Here is a 15,850-nt window from a genome sequence, read left to right as displayed (position 1 = left end):
TTATGATATACCAAAGAAGCAGTCAACTTTTTCAAGAAGCAAAAAAATACATTCCTGGTGGGGTAAATTCTCCTGTTCGGGCCTTTAGTGCGGTAGGTGGAGACCCTATTTTTATTAAAGAAGCCAAAGGAGCGTATTTATATGATGAAGACGGGAATCAACTGATTGATTACATTAACTCTTGGGGGCCTATGATTTTAGGTCACGCACATGAGCCAGTAATTAACGCGGTGATTGAAAAAACTAGAAAAGGAACTTCTTTTGGAACTCCAACCGAAATTGAAACTGAAATTGCTAAACTAGCAGTTTCTATGGTTCCCAATATCGATAAGATTAGAATGGTGAACAGCGGGACAGAAGCTTGTATGAGCGCTGTACGGCTAGCTAGAGGATTTACGAAAAGAGATAAAATCATCAAATTTGCAGGCTGTTATCACGGGCATAGTGATTCATTTTTAATACAAGCTGGTAGTGGAGCGGTAACATTTGGAACCCCTAACAGTCCTGGTGTTACCAAAGGAACTGCTCAAGATACATTATTAGCTCAATATAATAATTTACTTTCTGTAGAAGAACTAGTGTCAGCCAACCAAGGTGAAATTGCTTGTATTATTTTAGAGCCAGTAGCAGGAAATATGGGATGCATCCCACCGCAAAAAGGTTTTTTAGAAGGTTTACGTAAGCTTTGTGATGAAAATGATATATTACTCGTTTTTGATGAGGTAATGACTGGTTTTCGTCTAGCACCAGGCGGAGCACAAGAGCTTTTAAATGTAAATGCAGATATCGTTACTTTCGGTAAAGTGATTGGCGGCGGTTTACCCGTAGGGGCTTTTGCGGCACGTGATGAGATTATGGATTATTTAGCTCCAAACGGTCCAGTTTATCAAGCAGGTACCTTAAGTGGAAACCCTTTGGCGATGGCTGCAGGTTTAGCGATGCTTTCTGAATTAAATGAAAAGCGCGAAATTTTTAATAGCATTAATGAAAAGACGACTTACCTAAGAGACGGAATTAAAAATGTGCTTAACCGAAATAAAATTGATCATACTATAAACCAAATAGGATCAATGATTTCTATTCATTTTGCAAAAGAACCAGTGATCGATTTTGAGTCGGCAGCCTTAGGAAATAATGAACGTTTTAATAAGTTTTTCCACGGAATGATGGAAAACGGTGTCTATATTGCACCTAGTTCTTTTGAGACTTGGTTTATTTCTGAAGCACTTTCAACTGCAGATTTAGATGCTACGATTAAAGCGGTAGATAAGGTGACTTATAAAAACTTTTAAGTAATATGAATGAAGCTATAGAATTTAGTTTTTTCTCAAGAAATGAAATTTCAGAATTAATTCCGTTAGCTCATCAATTGAATCCTAAATTATCTGAGAAAGAACTAGAAGCTTTTCTTTCTCAGATGTTTGAGTTTTCAAATTATTATTGCTTTGGTTTGATGTTAAATAAAAAGCTAATTGCACTTTCAAGTGGATGGATGACGGTTAGATTTTACTCCGGGAAACAGTTAGAGGTAGATAATGTAATTGTCGATCAAGAAAATCAATCTAATGGTTACGGCAAGATTTTATTTCAGCATATAGAAAATTGGGCAAAAGAGCAAGGCTGTAATTCTGTTGAATTAAATACTTATTTGGAAAATAGAAGATCTCATAAGTTTTACCATCAAAACGGTTTTTCTATCTTAGGCTTTCACTTTTGTAAGTTTTTAAAGTGATTTTAGATCTATTACTTTAAACTTTTATTGATTTCTAATAATTCTTCTAAATAATCTCTTTTATTAGAAAGACGAGGTATTTTATGCTGTCCTCCTAATTTCTGATGTCTCTTAGACCATTCATAAAATAAACCTCGTTGAGCTTGATGCACCTGAAGTAAATTTAGAGTAGTGTTATTATGTCGTTTTGCTTCATAATCACTATTTAGAGTTTGAAGCGTTTGATCTAAGGATTTTTGAAAATGAGCTAAATCTTCTGGTGGTGTTTTAAATTCTATAATCCATTCGTGAGCCCCTTTTTTATTTCCTTCCATAAAAATAGGTCCAGCAGTATAATCTACGATTTCACAATCGGTGAGTTTGGAAACTTTTTTTAAAGCATTTTCAGCATTTTCAATAATAAGTTCTTCTCCAAAAACATTAATGTGGTGTCTCGTGCGCCCAGTAACTTTAATGCGGTAAGGTGCCAAGGAAGTAAAGCGAATGGTGTCTCCAATTTTATAACGCCATAATCCCGCATTTGTAGTAATGACCACGGCATAATTTTTACCCATTTCTACTTCACTTAACGGAACAATTTTTTCTTCGTGACTTCCGTAAGAATCCATCGGAATAAATTCATAAAAAATTCCGTAGTCTAACATTAGTAATAACTCGTTGCTGTAGTTTTGATCTTGAACAGCAAAAAATCCTTCCGAAGCATTATAAATTTCATAATACTTAAAACTAGGACAAGGTATTATTTTTTTATACTGTTCTTGATAAGGCTCAAAACTCACACCGCCATGAAAATACACTTCTAAATCTGGCCAAACTTCCATGAGGCTTCTTTTTTGTGTACTCTCCATAACATTGTTGAGTAGCACCAACATCCAAGACGGTACTCCGGCTATACTTGTTACATTTTCTTTAATGGTAGAGTTTACGACTGCTTGCATTTTCTTTTCAAAATCGCTCATTAGCGAAATTTCATTATTTGGTGTACTGCTATAGCTTGCCCAAAAAGGCATATTGTCTATTAGAATAGCAGAGAGATCACCAAAAGCAGTTCCGTTTTCTCGGTATAAGTCTTTGCTTCCGCCTAAGCGTAAACTTTTTCCTGTAAAAAGTTGTGAGTTTTCGTTGTTATTTAAGTATAGGCATAATAAATCTTTACTGGCAGCATAGTGACAATCTTCTAGTGATTCTGGGCTTACTGGTATAAACTTACTTTTAGCGTTTGTTGTTCCGCTAGATTTTGCAAACCATTTTATTGGAGTGGGCCAAAATATATTTCCTTCGCCTAAACGAGCTCTTTCTACAAGGGGTTCTACTTCTTCATAATTTTGAATGGGCAACCGTTCTGCGAAATCTCGATAAGATTTTATAGAACTAAATTCATACTTTTTTCCTATTTCAGTTTGTTTAGCTTTACTTATTAAATGCTGAAGAAGCTCATTTTGAACCTCATGAGGGTATTTCATAAAGAGTTCCATTTGATGGATACGCTTCTTTAAAAACCAAGAAGCAATAGAATTTACGATAGGTATTGGCATTTAATCGAGTATAGTTAAACCTAATTGTCTAAGTATAAAAATAAGATTATTTTAGGCTCATCAAAAGCTTTCAATAAAAAAATATACAATTATGCAGTTTAAAGGTGTGTTAAGAAAAATGAAGACAGAATTAACAACTCAAGTTCAGTATTTTATGGATTTTGAGGGAGACTTTGTTCATGTAAATCAGCTTTTGGATAAAGAACTCAGCATAACCTTTACTGGTTATCAATGTTTAAATTGTGAGCAAGATAAGAAGATTTATCGTCAAGGTTTTTGTTATGATTGTTTTTATGAAACCCCGCGAGCAGGAGATTGGATTATGAAACCAGAACTTAGTAAAGCTCATTTAGGGGAAGAAGATCGCGATTTAGAATATGAAAAAAAATCACAATTACAGCCACATATTGTTTACCTAGCAAATTCTAGTAATGTAAAAGTAGGAGTAACTCGAAAATCACAAATACCTACGCGGTGGATAGATCAGGGTGCGCATGAAGCGATTGAAATAGTTGAAGTGCCTAACAGGTATTTAGCGGGTATTGCAGAAGTAGCTTTAAAACCTCATGTAGCCGATAAAACCAACTGGAGAACAATGCTGAAAAATGAAATTGAAGATGTAGATTTAAAAGAAACACGTGAAAATTTGAAACAGTATTTACCAGACGAGGTACAGGAGTATTATTTGGCTTCTAATAAAGAAACCGAAATAGAATTTCCTGTCTTAGAGTATCCAAAAAAACTGAAAAGTTTAAATTTAGATAAAAACCCAGATTTTCAAGGTAAGCTAAAAGGCATTAAAGGACAGTATTTAATTTTTGAAGATAATACCGTCTTTAATGTGCGAAGCAATGAGGGGTATAAAGTGAATTTAGAAATTTTAGGCAGTAATTAAAACCTATAAGCTTTCGCATAGTTTATATGCAGAAGCTCAAAAATATATAAAAAGGTAAACCGGAATGTTTAACTATGTGTTTAAACATTCCGGTTTTATTTATAATACTAATTTCTAAATTTCACTTTATTAAAGGCTAACTTAAAACTATAAAACATAGTTGAAATTTAACCAAAAATTGAAACTTTAGAATATATTTAATTTCTATAGTTCACCTAAATTTGCGTAAAGAAAACAGACCATTTTAATTCTTCATGAAACTTTATTGTAGGATCATTTAGAATAAAATGTATAGCTATCTATATTTCTTCTTTATCGCGAAGAGACTGAATATAAGCCGCTTTCTGAACTTGTTTTCTTCTTGCTACAGATGGCTTAGTGAAATGTTTGTTGTCTCTTAACTTCTGTAAAGTTTTAGTGTCTCTATATTTTCTTTTTAATCTTTTTAGAGCACGTTCAATTTTTTCTCCGTCTTTTACTTTTACTATAAGCATTAATACGCATTTAAATGATTATTTTTCTCCAGAACTTTTCTGAAAAAAACTGAATATTACAACCTTATTAAAGCAGTTTTGAGTGTAAGCTCAAAAACTTTTATAAATTCAGATTGCAAACTTATTAAATTATGGAAAGAAAATAAGTTAATTTGAAAGTTTTTCAAAAAAAATTAACCTAAATAATTTTTTAGGACCTTATTTTTTGAGCTACTTCTTAGTTTTCTTATTCCTTTTTCTCTTATTTGTCTAACTCTTTCTCTAGTAAGACCAAAGGTGCTACCTATCTCTTCTAAACTCATTGGGCGTTCTCCATTAAGACCGTAAAAAAGTTTAAGTACATCTGCCTCTCTAGTATTTAGTGTATCTAAGGCTCTGTTAATTTCAGTATTTAAAGACTCTAAAATTAAATTATCATCAGGATTAGGTGATTCGCCAGATTTTACAACATCATATAAATTAGAGCTGTTTTCGCCTTCTTTTAATGGTGCATCCATAGATAAATGCTTTCCAGAATTTTTTAAGGATTGCTTTACCTCTGAAACCGTCATATCTAACTCGGCAGAAATTTCTTCTGGGGTAGGAGGTCTTTGGTTAGCTTGTTCTAAGGTTGCAAAAGCTTTATTAATCTTGCTAATACTTCCAATTTTGTTAAGAGGTAATCTTACAATTCTAGATTGTTCAGCTAGTGCTTGTAAAATAGATTGTCTAATCCACCAAACGGCATAAGAGATAAATTTAAAACCACGAGTTTCGTCAAAACGTTTAGCTGCTTTTACGAGACCAACATTACCTTCATTAATTAAATCTGGTAGTTTTAATCCTTGATTTTGGTATTGCTTTGCTACAGAAACTACAAAACGTAAGTTCGCTTTAGTTAGTTTTTCTAGCGCAATCTGGTCTCCTTGTCGTATGCGTTGCGCAAGTTCTACTTCTTCATCTGCAGTAATTAGTTCTTCTTTACTAATATCTTGTAGATACTTGTCTAAAGAGACAGATTCTCTATTGGTAACTTGTTTGGTTATTTTAAGCTGTCTCATTTACTTTTTTTTTCATTATTACTTCTTTTTCTTCTTACCAAATAAGCCGTTAAGAATATCTCCTGCAGCTTCTTTGATTTTATCTTCGTCACTTTTATTTTCTTTGGTTGCGGTAGAGTCTTTTGCATTTTCTTTACCTTTTCCTCCTAATAAGTCTTTTAGCTTTTTGCCAACTTCTTCTTTGGCTTTGTCTTTAAGCTCATCTTTTTGCTTTTCTACAATTTGTTGAGTTAAGTCTGAAACGGCTTGTTTCATATTTAACTGTATTTTTGGGCTTGCAAATGTACCGCTTAATCCAATAGGAAGCTCAACTTTTGTGCTTTGAATATCAGTTTTAGTTAAATTTGCTAATCCGCTACCTATTTTATCTCCTAAATATTTAGCAGGAATGTCTAATTTAAGCGAGTAATTCATCTGATTATCAAAGCTATGTGAGCCTCCGGCAGTAATATTTATATCTTCAATGTTAAAGTTGAAAGGATCTACTTGAATTTGACCATTATTGAATGTTAAGTTAGTCGATAAATCTTTTAAAACTAACTTATTTAAGTTTAAAAAGTTTAATTCACCATTTAACTTAGATAATAATGGTGTTTTTTCTGTATTTACTTTTGCGTTTAATACTTCTGCAAATGCTGAACCAGCTAGGGAGGTAAGTATTGGTGTTAACTCATTAGTTAAATTTCCATTTAACTTAATTTTGGTAGTTAGTAATCCTTGCAGCGCGTTAGCAAGTGGTGCTATATTTTGAATAAGCTCTAACTTTTGAAAAGATTCTACAATATCTATTCGGTTTAAGCTAAGTTGCATATCAAAAACTGGTGTTTCTGTTTTGGTTGAAACATTTCCGTTAATGCCAATATTTCCTCCAAAAATATCTGCAGAAACATTTTCTAAAGAAGCGGTTTCATCTTTTATACTTAGAGCGCCTTTAGTGTTTTTAAGCGTTAGATTGTCGTAAATTACAGTATTTGCACTGAAATCTAACTTTGCATCTAAGAATGATGGTATTTTAATAGCATCTTCTTTGGTTGGAGTTGAAGTTTTATCTTTATTATTTTCTAGAGGTTGATTTTCTTTAGTTTCTGCAACCATAAAATCATTAACAGAGAATGTGTTTGATTGTACTTTAAATCTTCCTTTTAATACTTGGTCAGAAAATAAATACCCCATGAAATTATCTAGTGTACCAGTAATCTTTGCATCGGTCTGTCCAGATTTAATATCCATTTCTTCTAAGGTAACCTTAGCGTTGTTAAAATTTAAACTTGCTTTAGCGATATTTACTTCATTTGGTATTTCTGGTGAGGAATATTTAAAATTGCTAATGCTTGCGTGACCACTGCTTTTTACATTTTGATATTGTTCTTTCTCTATAGAATTCATATCAAAATTGGCAGTTAAATTTGCATTTAAAATTCCGTTTAGATCCATATCTAATTCTAAAGGATAGGCCTTTTCTAAGTTGGCTAAGTTTAACGTCCCGTTAGCGGTTAGGTTAATTAATGGATTATCCATTAAATTTTTAAAATTCCCTTTTGCTGTAAAACGATCTTGATCTATTTTAAAGTTTAGCTTTTCTAAGTTTACATACGTATCTTCTAAAATTCCGGTTTTATTTTTTAAAACTGCGTCAATACTAATGTCTTCTACCTTTTTAGGAAGGTCTGGATATTTAAAAGAGGCATTATCACTTTTAATAGCAATATTCATTGTAGGAATATGTTTTTCATCTACAATACCTTTAATTTCACCATTCACTGTAAAATCTCCTGTAGTTTCTACACCATCTAAGTTTTTAGAGTAGGTTTCAGGAATTACCGCTAAGAAGTTTTTAAAGTCTGAAGATGGAGTTTTAAACGTAAGATCTATTTCTTGGTTATTTTCATTAATCTTTACAAAACCATCAAACGTAAGTGGTAATTGATTAATTAAGGCTTTGTTCTCTAAAAATGTGTATTTCTGGTTAGCCAAGTCCATTTCAAAATTGGCATCTAATTTTAGATTATTTTTATTTAAATAATTTACGCTATCTAATTCAAAAGAAACAATAGCTTCAGTTTTTGTTTCTAAGTTTGTCTTTTCAGCGGTAAAATCTCCATTTCCGTAATGGTTAAAATTGGTGATTCTTAAGAATGTTTTTGAACTTTCATCTAAGTAATTAATTCGAGAGTTATTAACCTCATAATGCTGTATGTCTAAAGAAAGTGCGTTGCCAGCATTATTTGCTTGAGTTGTAGTTGTATCTGTGGTAGTTTCTTTAGCAATATCATAATTTGCATTTCCTAAAGAATCTACCTTAATATTAACGTAAGCATTATTTAAGGTTAACTCATTAATGCTGTAAGGACCGCCTTTAAATAGCTGCGGAATACCTAAACTTAACCCTAATTCTTCACTAGTAGCTAAAGTGTCATTTTTAAAAGGTGCTTTGTTAATAACGCTTAAATTTTTAAGTTTTAATTCGGCGTTAGGGAAACTACTAATTAAACTTAGGTCTAACTCTTCCCACTCTACAGTAGCGTTTATGCTTTTATTAATTGAATTTTTAACGGCTTTTTCAATTGGACCTTTAAAAAGTATAGGTGCTAGAATAATTAAAACCAACAGTAACCCAATAATAATCCCTACTATTTTTAATGCTTTTTTCATTGTTCTTCTATGATTAATTCTTCATTTTTTTTGAGTTTAAACTTCTTTCTCATTATAAAAACTCCTAAGTATAATAAGGGAGTATCGCAAATGGCTATTAATATTTTAAATAAAAAACCACCTAAAAGTAGCCCTCCAAAAAGCTCCCATTTTATTTGTCTGAAACTGCAAAGTAAAACCAGAACACTGCAAGTGTCTACAAATTGAGATAAAAATGTAGAAAAATTATTACGTAGCCATAGGTGTTTACCTTTTGTTAACTTTTTCCAGAAATGATAAATCTGAATATCAATATATTGTGCCAATAAATATGCCATCATTGAAGCGAAAACAGCTATCGCAGTATTTCCGAAAACTTCTGAAAAAAGATTATCATTAATAGGCGACCATGAAGTTGCAGGAACGGCTTTAGAAACATACACAATTAAAAGTGAAAATACCGAGGCAAAAATACCTGTAGTTACAACTTGATTTGCTTTTTTCTTTCCGTAAATCTCACTTATCAAATCGGTGATTAAAAATGTGACCGGATAGGGTAAAATGCCAACAGAAATCTCAAACCTATACCAACCAAAAAAATCCCAATAAAAAAATTTTTGAAAAATAAGGTTAGAAACTACTAACGAAGTAATAAATAAGGCGGCAAAAATTAAATAAACACGGTAAGCTGAAAATTTTTTCTCTAAAACCAAATGAACAGATTTGTTAATACTCTTTTTCTCAAAAATAACTTTATATAATTTTCTTTTAGTTAATTTGCCCTGAAATTATAATTTTATTTCTTTTTTTTGAAAAAACCTACCACCGCATACCTAGCTTTAGGAAGTAATCAAGGCAATAAGTTAGAATTTTTGCAGAATGCAATTAACGCTATTTTTAAAAGAATTGGTGAGGTTACTGCAGTTTCTTCAATTTATAAAACTCCTGCATTTGGTTTTGTAGGAGAAGAGTTTTTTAATGCTTGTGTGAAAATAGAAACCCGCTTTTCTGTAGAAATGGCGTTGGAGAAACTTTTAGAGATAGAAGATATTTTAGGTCGCAAGAGAACTCAAAGCAAAGTTTATGAGAATCGAGTAATTGATTTGGATATTCTTTTTTTTGATGATAAAATTATTACTTCAGAAAAATTGGTGGTTCCGCATCCTAGAATGCAAGAGCGCAAATTTGTATTGTTTCCTTTGCAAGATATCGCAGCAGAAATGATACACCCAGTTTTAAAGAAAACGGTGCAGCAGTTAGCAAATGAAACTGAAGATGTTTCTGAAATAGAAGAAGTTAATGAAGTTTTAAAATTGCCTCAATTTCAACTAAAGTCTTTTAATTATTTAGCTGTTGAAGGAAATATTGGAGCGGGAAAAACAAGTTTGGCAACGATGATTTCACAAGATTTTAATGCTAAAATTATTACCGAGCGTTTTAAGGATAATCCGTTTTTACCTAAATTCTATAAAGATCAGTCGCGTTATGCTTTTCCGTTAGAGATGTCTTTTTTGGCAGATCGTTATCAGCAGTTGTTAGATGATATCTCACAATTTGATTTGTTCAACGATTTTGTGACGGCCGATTATGATGTGTATAAATCTCTCATTTTTGCGAAAGTAACTTTGCAAGAAGAAGAATATGCTTTGTATAAAAAGCTATTTCATATTATGTATAAAGATTTAGCGAAGCCAGATTTATACGTTTATCTTTACCAAAACACCGATCGTTTATTGCAAAACATAAAAAAACGCGGTAGAAGCTACGAGCAAGATATTCCTTCAGATTATTTAGAAAATATAAATCGAGGTTATTTAGATTTTATCAAAACTCAGCATCATTTAAATGTAAAGATTATAGATATTTCTGAACTTGATTTTGTGAATTTTAGAGAAGATTATTTAAAAGTGCTGACAGAGATTAATGGCTGAAAATAGATGATAAGTTTTAGGGTATTTTATCTTCTCTATTCTAACTTATAGATTGTTGTCAAATCTATATTTTTTTCATCTTCGCGAACAAATCCCAAACCACAACACCTGTACTTACAGAAATATTTAGCGAGTGTTTGCTGCCCAATTGTGGAATTTCAATTACTCGATCGCTTTTAGAAACCACTTCTTGTTGTACGCCTTTCACTTCGTTCCCAAAAATTACAGCATAAGTTTTTCCTTTTATAGGGTTAAATTCATCTAGCATCACCGCATTTTCAGCTTGTTCTATTGCGAGTGTTTCTACTTCTTCTTGTTGAAGTTTTTCTATCACTTCAACGGTGCTTTCTGCGTATTCCCATTCCACCGTTTCGGTAGCGCCTAAAGCGGTTTTGTGAATATCTTTATGGGGTGGAGTGGCAGTTATACCGCAGAGGTAAATTTTTTCAATTAAAAAAGCATCGGCAGTTCTAAATACAGATCCAATATTATTTAAACTTCTAATGTTGTCTAAAATAATAATAAGCGGAGTTTTAGTCGAATTTTTAAATTCTTCTACACTTTTACGATCTAGTTCGCTGTTTTTTAATTTTCTGTTTTCCATAATGGCAAAAATATAAAAAAGTAAATGCAGCCAAATAGAAGCTGCATTTTAATTGTTATTTTAATAAAATAGAATAATTAATTACAATTCACGGTCTTGTTTTGTTGCATCTAACATCCAGCCAGGGTATTCACGTTCAAGTTGACTCACTTTTTCTAGTTTTTCAAGATCGTCTTTTGAAAATTCAATTTTAGAAGCATTTAAATTCTCTTCTAATTGTTCTGGTTTTTTTGCGCCTACAATTACGGTAGAAACGTTTTTTTGCTTTAATAACCAAGCAATAGAAAGCTGTGCCATAGAAACGCCATTTTCTTTAGCCATTGGTCTAAGTACATCTATGATATTAAAGGCTCGTTCTTGGTTTACTGGAGGGAAATCAAAATTATCTCTTCTTCCGCCAGATTTTTTCTTATTGTTTCGGTCGTATTTTCCGCTAAGTAAACCTCCTGCTAACGGGCTCCAAACCATTAAGCCTACTTGTTGATCGTTTAATAAAGGTATAATTTCGCGTTCAAGATCTCTTCCTGCTAAAGTGTAATAAGCTTGTAAAGAATTAAAACGCTCTAGGTTGTTGTAATAACTGTAATCTAATGCTTTCATAAGTTGCCAAGCGGCTACATTGCTAGCGCCAATATACCTAACTTTTCCGCTTCTTACCAAATCATCTAATGCGCGCAGTGTTTCGTCTATTGGAGTAATAGGGTCATTGGAGTGAATTTGATATAAATCAATATAATCAGTATCTAATCGTTTTAAGCTAGCTTCTACTTGATCGATAATGTGTTTACGACTCAATCCTTTTTGATTAGGTTTGTCGCCCATGGTACCACGTACTTTAGTTGCGAGTATAAGTTCATCTCGAGAAATTCCCAAATGTTTAATGGCTTTACCAGTCATTTCTTCAGAAATTCCTTCTGAATACACATTGGCAGTATCTATAAAATTTACGCCAGCATCAATGGCTTGGGTTACCAATTCGTCGGCGCCTTTTTGATTAACGCCGCCAACAGCAGCAAATTTCCCTTTGGCACCAAACGTCATGGTTCCTAAGCAAATTTCTGATACCCAAAGACCTGTTTTTCCTAATAAATTATATTTCATAATGTCTTATTGTTCAATAATATGTTTGCGATGTTGCAACCCCCAATCTCTTAATGCATCAATAATTTGATCTAAACTACCGCTGTAATTTGTTAAGCTGTAATGAACCTGAATAGGACTGCCTTTTATCACCTCTCGTTTTACAAATCCGTTCATTTCTAAATCTTTTAGGCTTTTAGAAAGTAGTTTTGGAGTAATACCATCTATACTTTTTTCTAATTCATTAAAACCAAATGGGCCGTCTTGTAGGGTAATTATGATGGGGAGTTTCCATTTTCCGTTCAACACTTCTAAGCTGTCTCTAACGGCTAGTATATTTTTTTTACAGACTTTAGAAGTGAGGTCTTTTTTCATCTTGCTGTTTTTTAGGAAACTATCATTAATGATACTGCTATTGTTGTTGAAAGTAGCGAGGTTTAGACGGTAAAGATAATTAACTTTGTATAAAGAAAATAAAATAGTTAATTATGAAAAATATATTGCACGTTTTAGCAAGTCCGTTAGGAGAAAATTCTTTTAGCATAAAATTAGGAAATGAAATCGTTGAGAAATTAACTTCAAAATATCCAGAGGCAAAGGTAGAGGAGTACAACTTAATTCAAAAAGAATTTCAGCACTTAGACGGAGAGATTTTAGGAGCTTTTGCAAGTGCTACTCCAGAAGAGTTAAATGAACGTCAAAAAAAGGCATTGGCTTTATCTCAAGAAGCTATTCAGAAAATAGAAGAAGCAGATATTCTTGTTGTTGGCGCTCCATTATATAATTTTGGAATTCATTCTTTACAAAAAAACTGGTTAGATTATGTGTGTAGAGCAGGTGTAACTTTTAGATACACAGAAGATGGACCTGAAGGTTTAATGAAAGGGAAAAAGGCATACATCGCTATGAGTTCTGGAGGAGTATATTCTGAAGGAGCGATGAAAGAAGTAGATTTTGTAGCGCCATATTTAAATACAGTATTTAACTTTATAGGGATAGAAGATGTTACGACCTATCGCGTAGAGGGAGTTGCTATCCCAGAATTAAAAGAAACTGCTTTAGAAAAAGCTGTAGAAGCTGCAGTTATTTAAATTTATTTTTTCTTAGTTTATATGTTAGTCCGAAAGGAAACTTTCGGGCTAGTGTTGTTAAGAAGTTTCTATAAGTATTTTCTGCGGAAGTTTATAAAAGTTGGCAGAATTCTTATTTTTATCGCGGTCTTAAAAAGAAAGCATTTTGTCTGCAAAAAAAGTCACTAAAGTTACCCCGTTAATGAAGCAATACAACGCTATTAAAGCGAAGTATCCTGATGCTTTATTGTTATTTAGAGTAGGAGATTTTTACGAAACCTTTGGAGAAGATGCCGTCAAGGCTTCAAAAATTTTAAATATTGTACTCACCAATCGTAATAATGGAGGCGAAAGGTCTGAGTTAGCAGGTTTTCCTCATCATTCATTAAATACGTATTTGCCAAAATTGGTAAAAGCGGGAGAGCGAGTAGCTATTTGTGATCAATTAGAAGATCCTAAGCAAACCAAAAAAATTGTAAAACGTGGAGTTACAGAATTGGTTACTCCAGGTGTAGCACTTAACGATGAGGTTTTACAAAGCAAAACCAATAATTTTTTGTGTGCCGTTCATTTTGGTAAAAAATCTTTGGGGGTCTCTTTTTTAGATGTTTCGACGGGAGAATTCTTAACCGCACAAGGACAACCAGAATATGTAGATAAATTACTTCAGAATTTCAGTCCTAGTGAAGTTTTAATTCCGAAGAAATTTAAAAAAGAATTTTCAGAAAAATTCGGAAATGACTTTCATACTTTTTACCTAGAAGATTGGATTTTCAAACCCGATTATGCAGAGGAAACGTTACATAATCATTTTCAGACCAAATCGTTAAAAGGTTTTGGGATTCAACATTTAGAAGAAGGTATAATTGCTTCTGGAGCAGTGTTGTATTATTTGGGAGAAACCCAGCATCATAGACTTCAGCATATTACTTCCGTCGTTAGAATTGCTGAAGAAGAATATGTTTGGATGGATCGTTTTACCATCAGAAATCTAGAATTATATCACGCTAATGCGCAACATGCGGTTACTTTGTTAGATGTAATCGATAAAACTATTTCTCCCATGGGAGGAAGAATGTTAAAGCGTTGGTTAGCGCTTCCTTTAAAAAATACCGAAAAAATAGAACAACGCCATCAGGTGGTTTCTCATTTCTTGCAAAATTCAGAATTACAGCAAGAAATTCAACAGCAAATTAAAAAAATTGGAGATTTAGAACGTTTAATTTCTAAAGTTGCTACACAAAAAATTAATCCACGAGAAGTAGTTCAACTCAAAAATTCGTTAGACGCGATTGTTCCTATAAAAGAAGTAGCTAGTACTTCAAGCCAAGAAGCCCTAAAAGTAATTGGTGAGAATTTGCAGTCGTGCGAATTACTTCGCCAAAAAATAGAAGAATGTCTGCACGAAGAAGCTCCTGTAAATATTATAAAAGGAAATGCCATTGCTAACGGATTTTCTGAAGAATTAGATGAACTTAGAAAAATAGCTTTTTCAGGTAAAGATTATTTAGATAAAATGGTAGCTCGAGAAATAGAAGCTACTGGGATTACCAGCTTAAAAATAGCTAGTAATAATGTTTTTGGGTACTATATAGAAGTAAGAAATACACATAAAGATAAAGTACCAGAATCTTGGGTAAGAAAGCAAACTTTAGTGAGTTCTGAACGTTACATTACGGAAGAATTAAAAGAATATGAAGCAAAAATTTTAGGAGCTGAAGAAAAAATACATACCCTAGAGCAAGACATTTTTCAGAAATTAATTAGTTGGATTAATGATTACATCAAAGCCGTTCAACAAAATGCTATCTTAATAGGGAAACTAGATTGTTTATGCTCTTTTGCACAATTAGCACAACAAGACAATTATTGCATGCCAGTGATCACAGATAATTACGGTCTTCTAATTAAAGAAGGTCGCCACCCTGTGATAGAAAAGCAATTACCCGTTGGTGAAGCTTATGTAACCAACGATGTACAGCTAGATCGAGAAGAGCAGCAAATGATTATGATTACCGGCCCTAATATGAGTGGTAAGTCTGCAATATTACGCCAAACTGCTTTAATCGTATTATTAGCGCAAATGGGGAGTTTTGTTCCCGCCAAAGCCGCAGAAATTGGTTTGGTCGATAAAATATTTACACGAGTAGGAGCGAGTGATAATATTAGTATGGGAGAATCTACTTTTATGGTAGAGATGAATGAAACGGCTAATATCTTAAATAACATCTCAGATCGTAGTTTAGTTTTATTAGACGAAATAGGTCGAGGAACCAGTACTTACGATGGTATTTCTATCGCTTGGGCAATTAGTGAATACTTGCATGAGCACCCTGCAAAACCAAAAACTCTATTTGCAACACATTATCATGAATTGAATGAAATGACGCAAAGCTTCCCGCGAATAAAGAACTATAATGTATCTGTAAAAGAATTAAAAGATAACGTGTTATTTCTACGGAAACTTATCCCTGGCGGAAGTGAACATAGCTTTGGTATTCACGTAGCAAAAATGGCAGGAATGCCTCAGCAAGTTTTATACAGAGCAAATAAAATTTTAAAGAAGCTAGAAAAGTCTCACGGAAGTGAAGAATTAAGCGGAAATTTAAAAGAAGCAGCAGAGCAAGAACCACAACTCAGTTTTTTTCAATTAGACGATCCTTTATTAGAAGAAATTAAAGAAGAAATCTTACGGGTTGATATAGATACACTTACACCGGTAGAGGCCCTGATGAAATTGAATGAAATTAAGCGAATGCTAAAGCCTGCAAACCCAGCAGCAAAAAAAGTTTAATTTTTTTTAGAAAAAGTTTGTGCGAATGTAGAAAAAGATTAAAT

Annotated in this window: 14 protein-coding genes; 6 read left to right on the top strand and 8 right to left on the bottom strand. The window is 32.8% G+C overall.

The window, feature by feature from the left end; all coding sequences use genetic code 11:
• Window positions 1-2 precede the first annotated feature (2 nt).
• Both hemL and KW502_RS11095 read left to right on the top strand, forming a co-directional pair.
• On the top strand, window positions 3-1,292 hold the full coding sequence (hemL, locus tag KW502_RS11100; RefSeq protein WP_219040628.1) for a glutamate-1-semialdehyde 2,1-aminomutase: 1,290 nt from the start codon (window positions 3-5) through the stop codon (window positions 1,290-1,292).
• A gap of 5 nt (window positions 1,293-1,297) precedes the next feature.
• A complete protein-coding gene (locus KW502_RS11095) occupies window positions 1,298-1,732 on the top strand; it encodes a GNAT family N-acetyltransferase (RefSeq protein ID WP_219040627.1) in 435 nt (144 codons plus the stop codon).
• A gap of 11 nt (window positions 1,733-1,743) precedes the next feature.
• Here KW502_RS11095 and KW502_RS11090 read toward each other — a convergent pair whose 3' ends face one another.
• Window positions 1,744-3,267, bottom strand: a complete 1,524-nt coding sequence (locus KW502_RS11090; RefSeq protein ID WP_219040626.1) for a GH3 auxin-responsive promoter family protein — start codon at window positions 3,265-3,267, stop codon at window positions 1,744-1,746.
• Window positions 3,268-3,358: 91 nt separating this feature from the next.
• Here KW502_RS11090 and KW502_RS11085 point away from each other — a divergent pair, with 91 nt between their 5' ends.
• A complete protein-coding gene (locus KW502_RS11085) occupies window positions 3,359-4,162 on the top strand; it encodes a DUF2797 domain-containing protein (protein WP_219040625.1) in 804 nt (267 codons plus the stop codon).
• A gap of 299 nt (window positions 4,163-4,461) precedes the next feature.
• Here KW502_RS11085 and rpsU read toward each other — a convergent pair whose 3' ends face one another.
• From rpsU to KW502_RS11065, 4 genes are all read right to left on the bottom strand, one after another.
• A complete protein-coding gene (gene rpsU, locus KW502_RS11080; RefSeq protein ID WP_219040624.1) occupies window positions 4,462-4,656 on the bottom strand; it encodes a 30S ribosomal protein S21 in 195 nt (64 codons plus the stop codon).
• A gap of 173 nt (window positions 4,657-4,829) precedes the next feature.
• Entirely contained in the window at window positions 4,830-5,696 is an 867-nt protein-coding gene (locus KW502_RS11075) for a sigma-70 family RNA polymerase sigma factor (protein ID WP_219040623.1), read from the bottom strand.
• Window positions 5,697-5,714: 18 nt separating this feature from the next.
• Window positions 5,715-8,348 (bottom strand): AsmA-like C-terminal region-containing protein, encoded by a 2,634-nt coding sequence (locus KW502_RS11070; protein WP_219040622.1) that lies wholly within the window; start codon window positions 8,346-8,348, stop codon window positions 5,715-5,717.
• Complete coding sequence (locus KW502_RS11065; protein ID WP_219040621.1) at window positions 8,345-9,040, bottom strand: queuosine precursor transporter; 696 nt, start codon at window positions 9,038-9,040, stop codon at window positions 8,345-8,347. Before KW502_RS11065 ends, KW502_RS11070 begins: the two co-directional genes overlap by 4 nt.
• Before the next feature lie 96 nt (window positions 9,041-9,136).
• On the opposite strand from KW502_RS11065, the gene folK reads away from it, so the two are divergent.
• The gene (gene folK, locus KW502_RS11060; RefSeq protein ID WP_219040620.1) at window positions 9,137-10,258 is read left to right on the top strand and encodes a 2-amino-4-hydroxy-6-hydroxymethyldihydropteridine diphosphokinase; all 1,122 of its coding nucleotides are present in this window, start codon (window positions 9,137-9,139) and stop codon (window positions 10,256-10,258) included.
• 64 nt (window positions 10,259-10,322) lie between these two features.
• On the opposite strand, the gene KW502_RS11055 is transcribed toward folK, so the two are convergent.
• The 3 genes from KW502_RS11055 to KW502_RS11045 form a co-directional block, all read right to left on the bottom strand.
• Window positions 10,323-10,862, bottom strand: a complete 540-nt coding sequence (locus tag KW502_RS11055; protein ID WP_219040619.1) for an RNA methyltransferase — start codon at window positions 10,860-10,862, stop codon at window positions 10,323-10,325.
• Window positions 10,863-10,943: 81 nt separating this feature from the next.
• Window positions 10,944-11,963 (bottom strand): aldo/keto reductase, encoded by a 1,020-nt coding sequence (locus tag KW502_RS11050; protein ID WP_219040618.1) that lies wholly within the window; start codon window positions 11,961-11,963, stop codon window positions 10,944-10,946.
• 6 nt (window positions 11,964-11,969) lie between these two features.
• Window positions 11,970-12,317 carry a winged helix-turn-helix transcriptional regulator gene (locus KW502_RS11045; protein ID WP_219040617.1) on the bottom strand — a complete coding sequence of 116 codons (348 nt, stop codon included), beginning with the start codon at window positions 12,315-12,317 and terminating at the stop codon, window positions 11,970-11,972.
• A 113-nt stretch (window positions 12,318-12,430) separates the two neighbouring features.
• Here KW502_RS11045 and KW502_RS11040 point away from each other — a divergent pair, with 113 nt between their 5' ends.
• Window positions 12,431-13,033, top strand: a complete 603-nt coding sequence (locus KW502_RS11040) for an FMN-dependent NADH-azoreductase (RefSeq protein WP_219040616.1) — start codon at window positions 12,431-12,433, stop codon at window positions 13,031-13,033.
• Window positions 13,034-13,214: 181 nt separating this feature from the next.
• Window positions 13,215-15,806, top strand: a complete 2,592-nt coding sequence (mutS, locus tag KW502_RS11035) for a DNA mismatch repair protein MutS (RefSeq protein WP_219040666.1) — start codon at window positions 13,215-13,217, stop codon at window positions 15,804-15,806.
• Window positions 15,807-15,850: the final 44 nt, after the last annotated feature.

The sequence above is a fragment of the Mesonia aestuariivivens genome, from assembly GCF_019311235.1.
GTDB lineage: Bacteria > Bacteroidota > Bacteroidia > Flavobacteriales > Flavobacteriaceae > Mesonia > Mesonia aestuariivivens.
The sequence above is the reverse complement of the archived record's forward strand: the minus strand, read 5'-3'. Positions and strand labels throughout refer to the sequence as shown.

Coding starts and splice junctions, on each gene's coding strand:
- rpsU (WP_219040624.1), bottom strand. CDS start 4,656: ATGCTTATAGTAAAAGTAAAAGACGGAGAAAAAATTGAACGTGCTCTA.
- KW502_RS11085 (WP_219040625.1), top strand. CDS start 3,359: ATGCAGTTTAAAGGTGTGTTAAGAAAAATGAAGACAGAATTAACAACT.
- hemL (WP_219040628.1), top strand. CDS start 3: ATGATATACCAAAGAAGCAGTCAACTTTTTCAAGAAGCAAAAAAATAC.
- KW502_RS11075 (WP_219040623.1), bottom strand. CDS start 5,696: ATGAGACAGCTTAAAATAACCAAACAAGTTACCAATAGAGAATCTGTC.
- KW502_RS11055 (WP_219040619.1), bottom strand. CDS start 10,862: ATGGAAAACAGAAAATTAAAAAACAGCGAACTAGATCGTAAAAGTGTA.
- KW502_RS11090 (WP_219040626.1), bottom strand. CDS start 3,267: ATGCCAATACCTATCGTAAATTCTATTGCTTCTTGGTTTTTAAAGAAG.
- KW502_RS11040 (WP_219040616.1), top strand. CDS start 12,431: ATGAAAAATATATTGCACGTTTTAGCAAGTCCGTTAGGAGAAAATTCT.
- KW502_RS11070 (WP_219040622.1), bottom strand. CDS start 8,348: ATGAAAAAAGCATTAAAAATAGTAGGGATTATTATTGGGTTACTGTTG.
- mutS (WP_219040666.1), top strand. CDS start 13,215: ATGAAGCAATACAACGCTATTAAAGCGAAGTATCCTGATGCTTTATTG.
- KW502_RS11050 (WP_219040618.1), bottom strand. CDS start 11,963: ATGAAATATAATTTATTAGGAAAAACAGGTCTTTGGGTATCAGAAATT.
- KW502_RS11045 (WP_219040617.1), bottom strand. CDS start 12,317: ATGAAAAAAGACCTCACTTCTAAAGTCTGTAAAAAAAATATACTAGCC.
- KW502_RS11095 (WP_219040627.1), top strand. CDS start 1,298: ATGAATGAAGCTATAGAATTTAGTTTTTTCTCAAGAAATGAAATTTCA.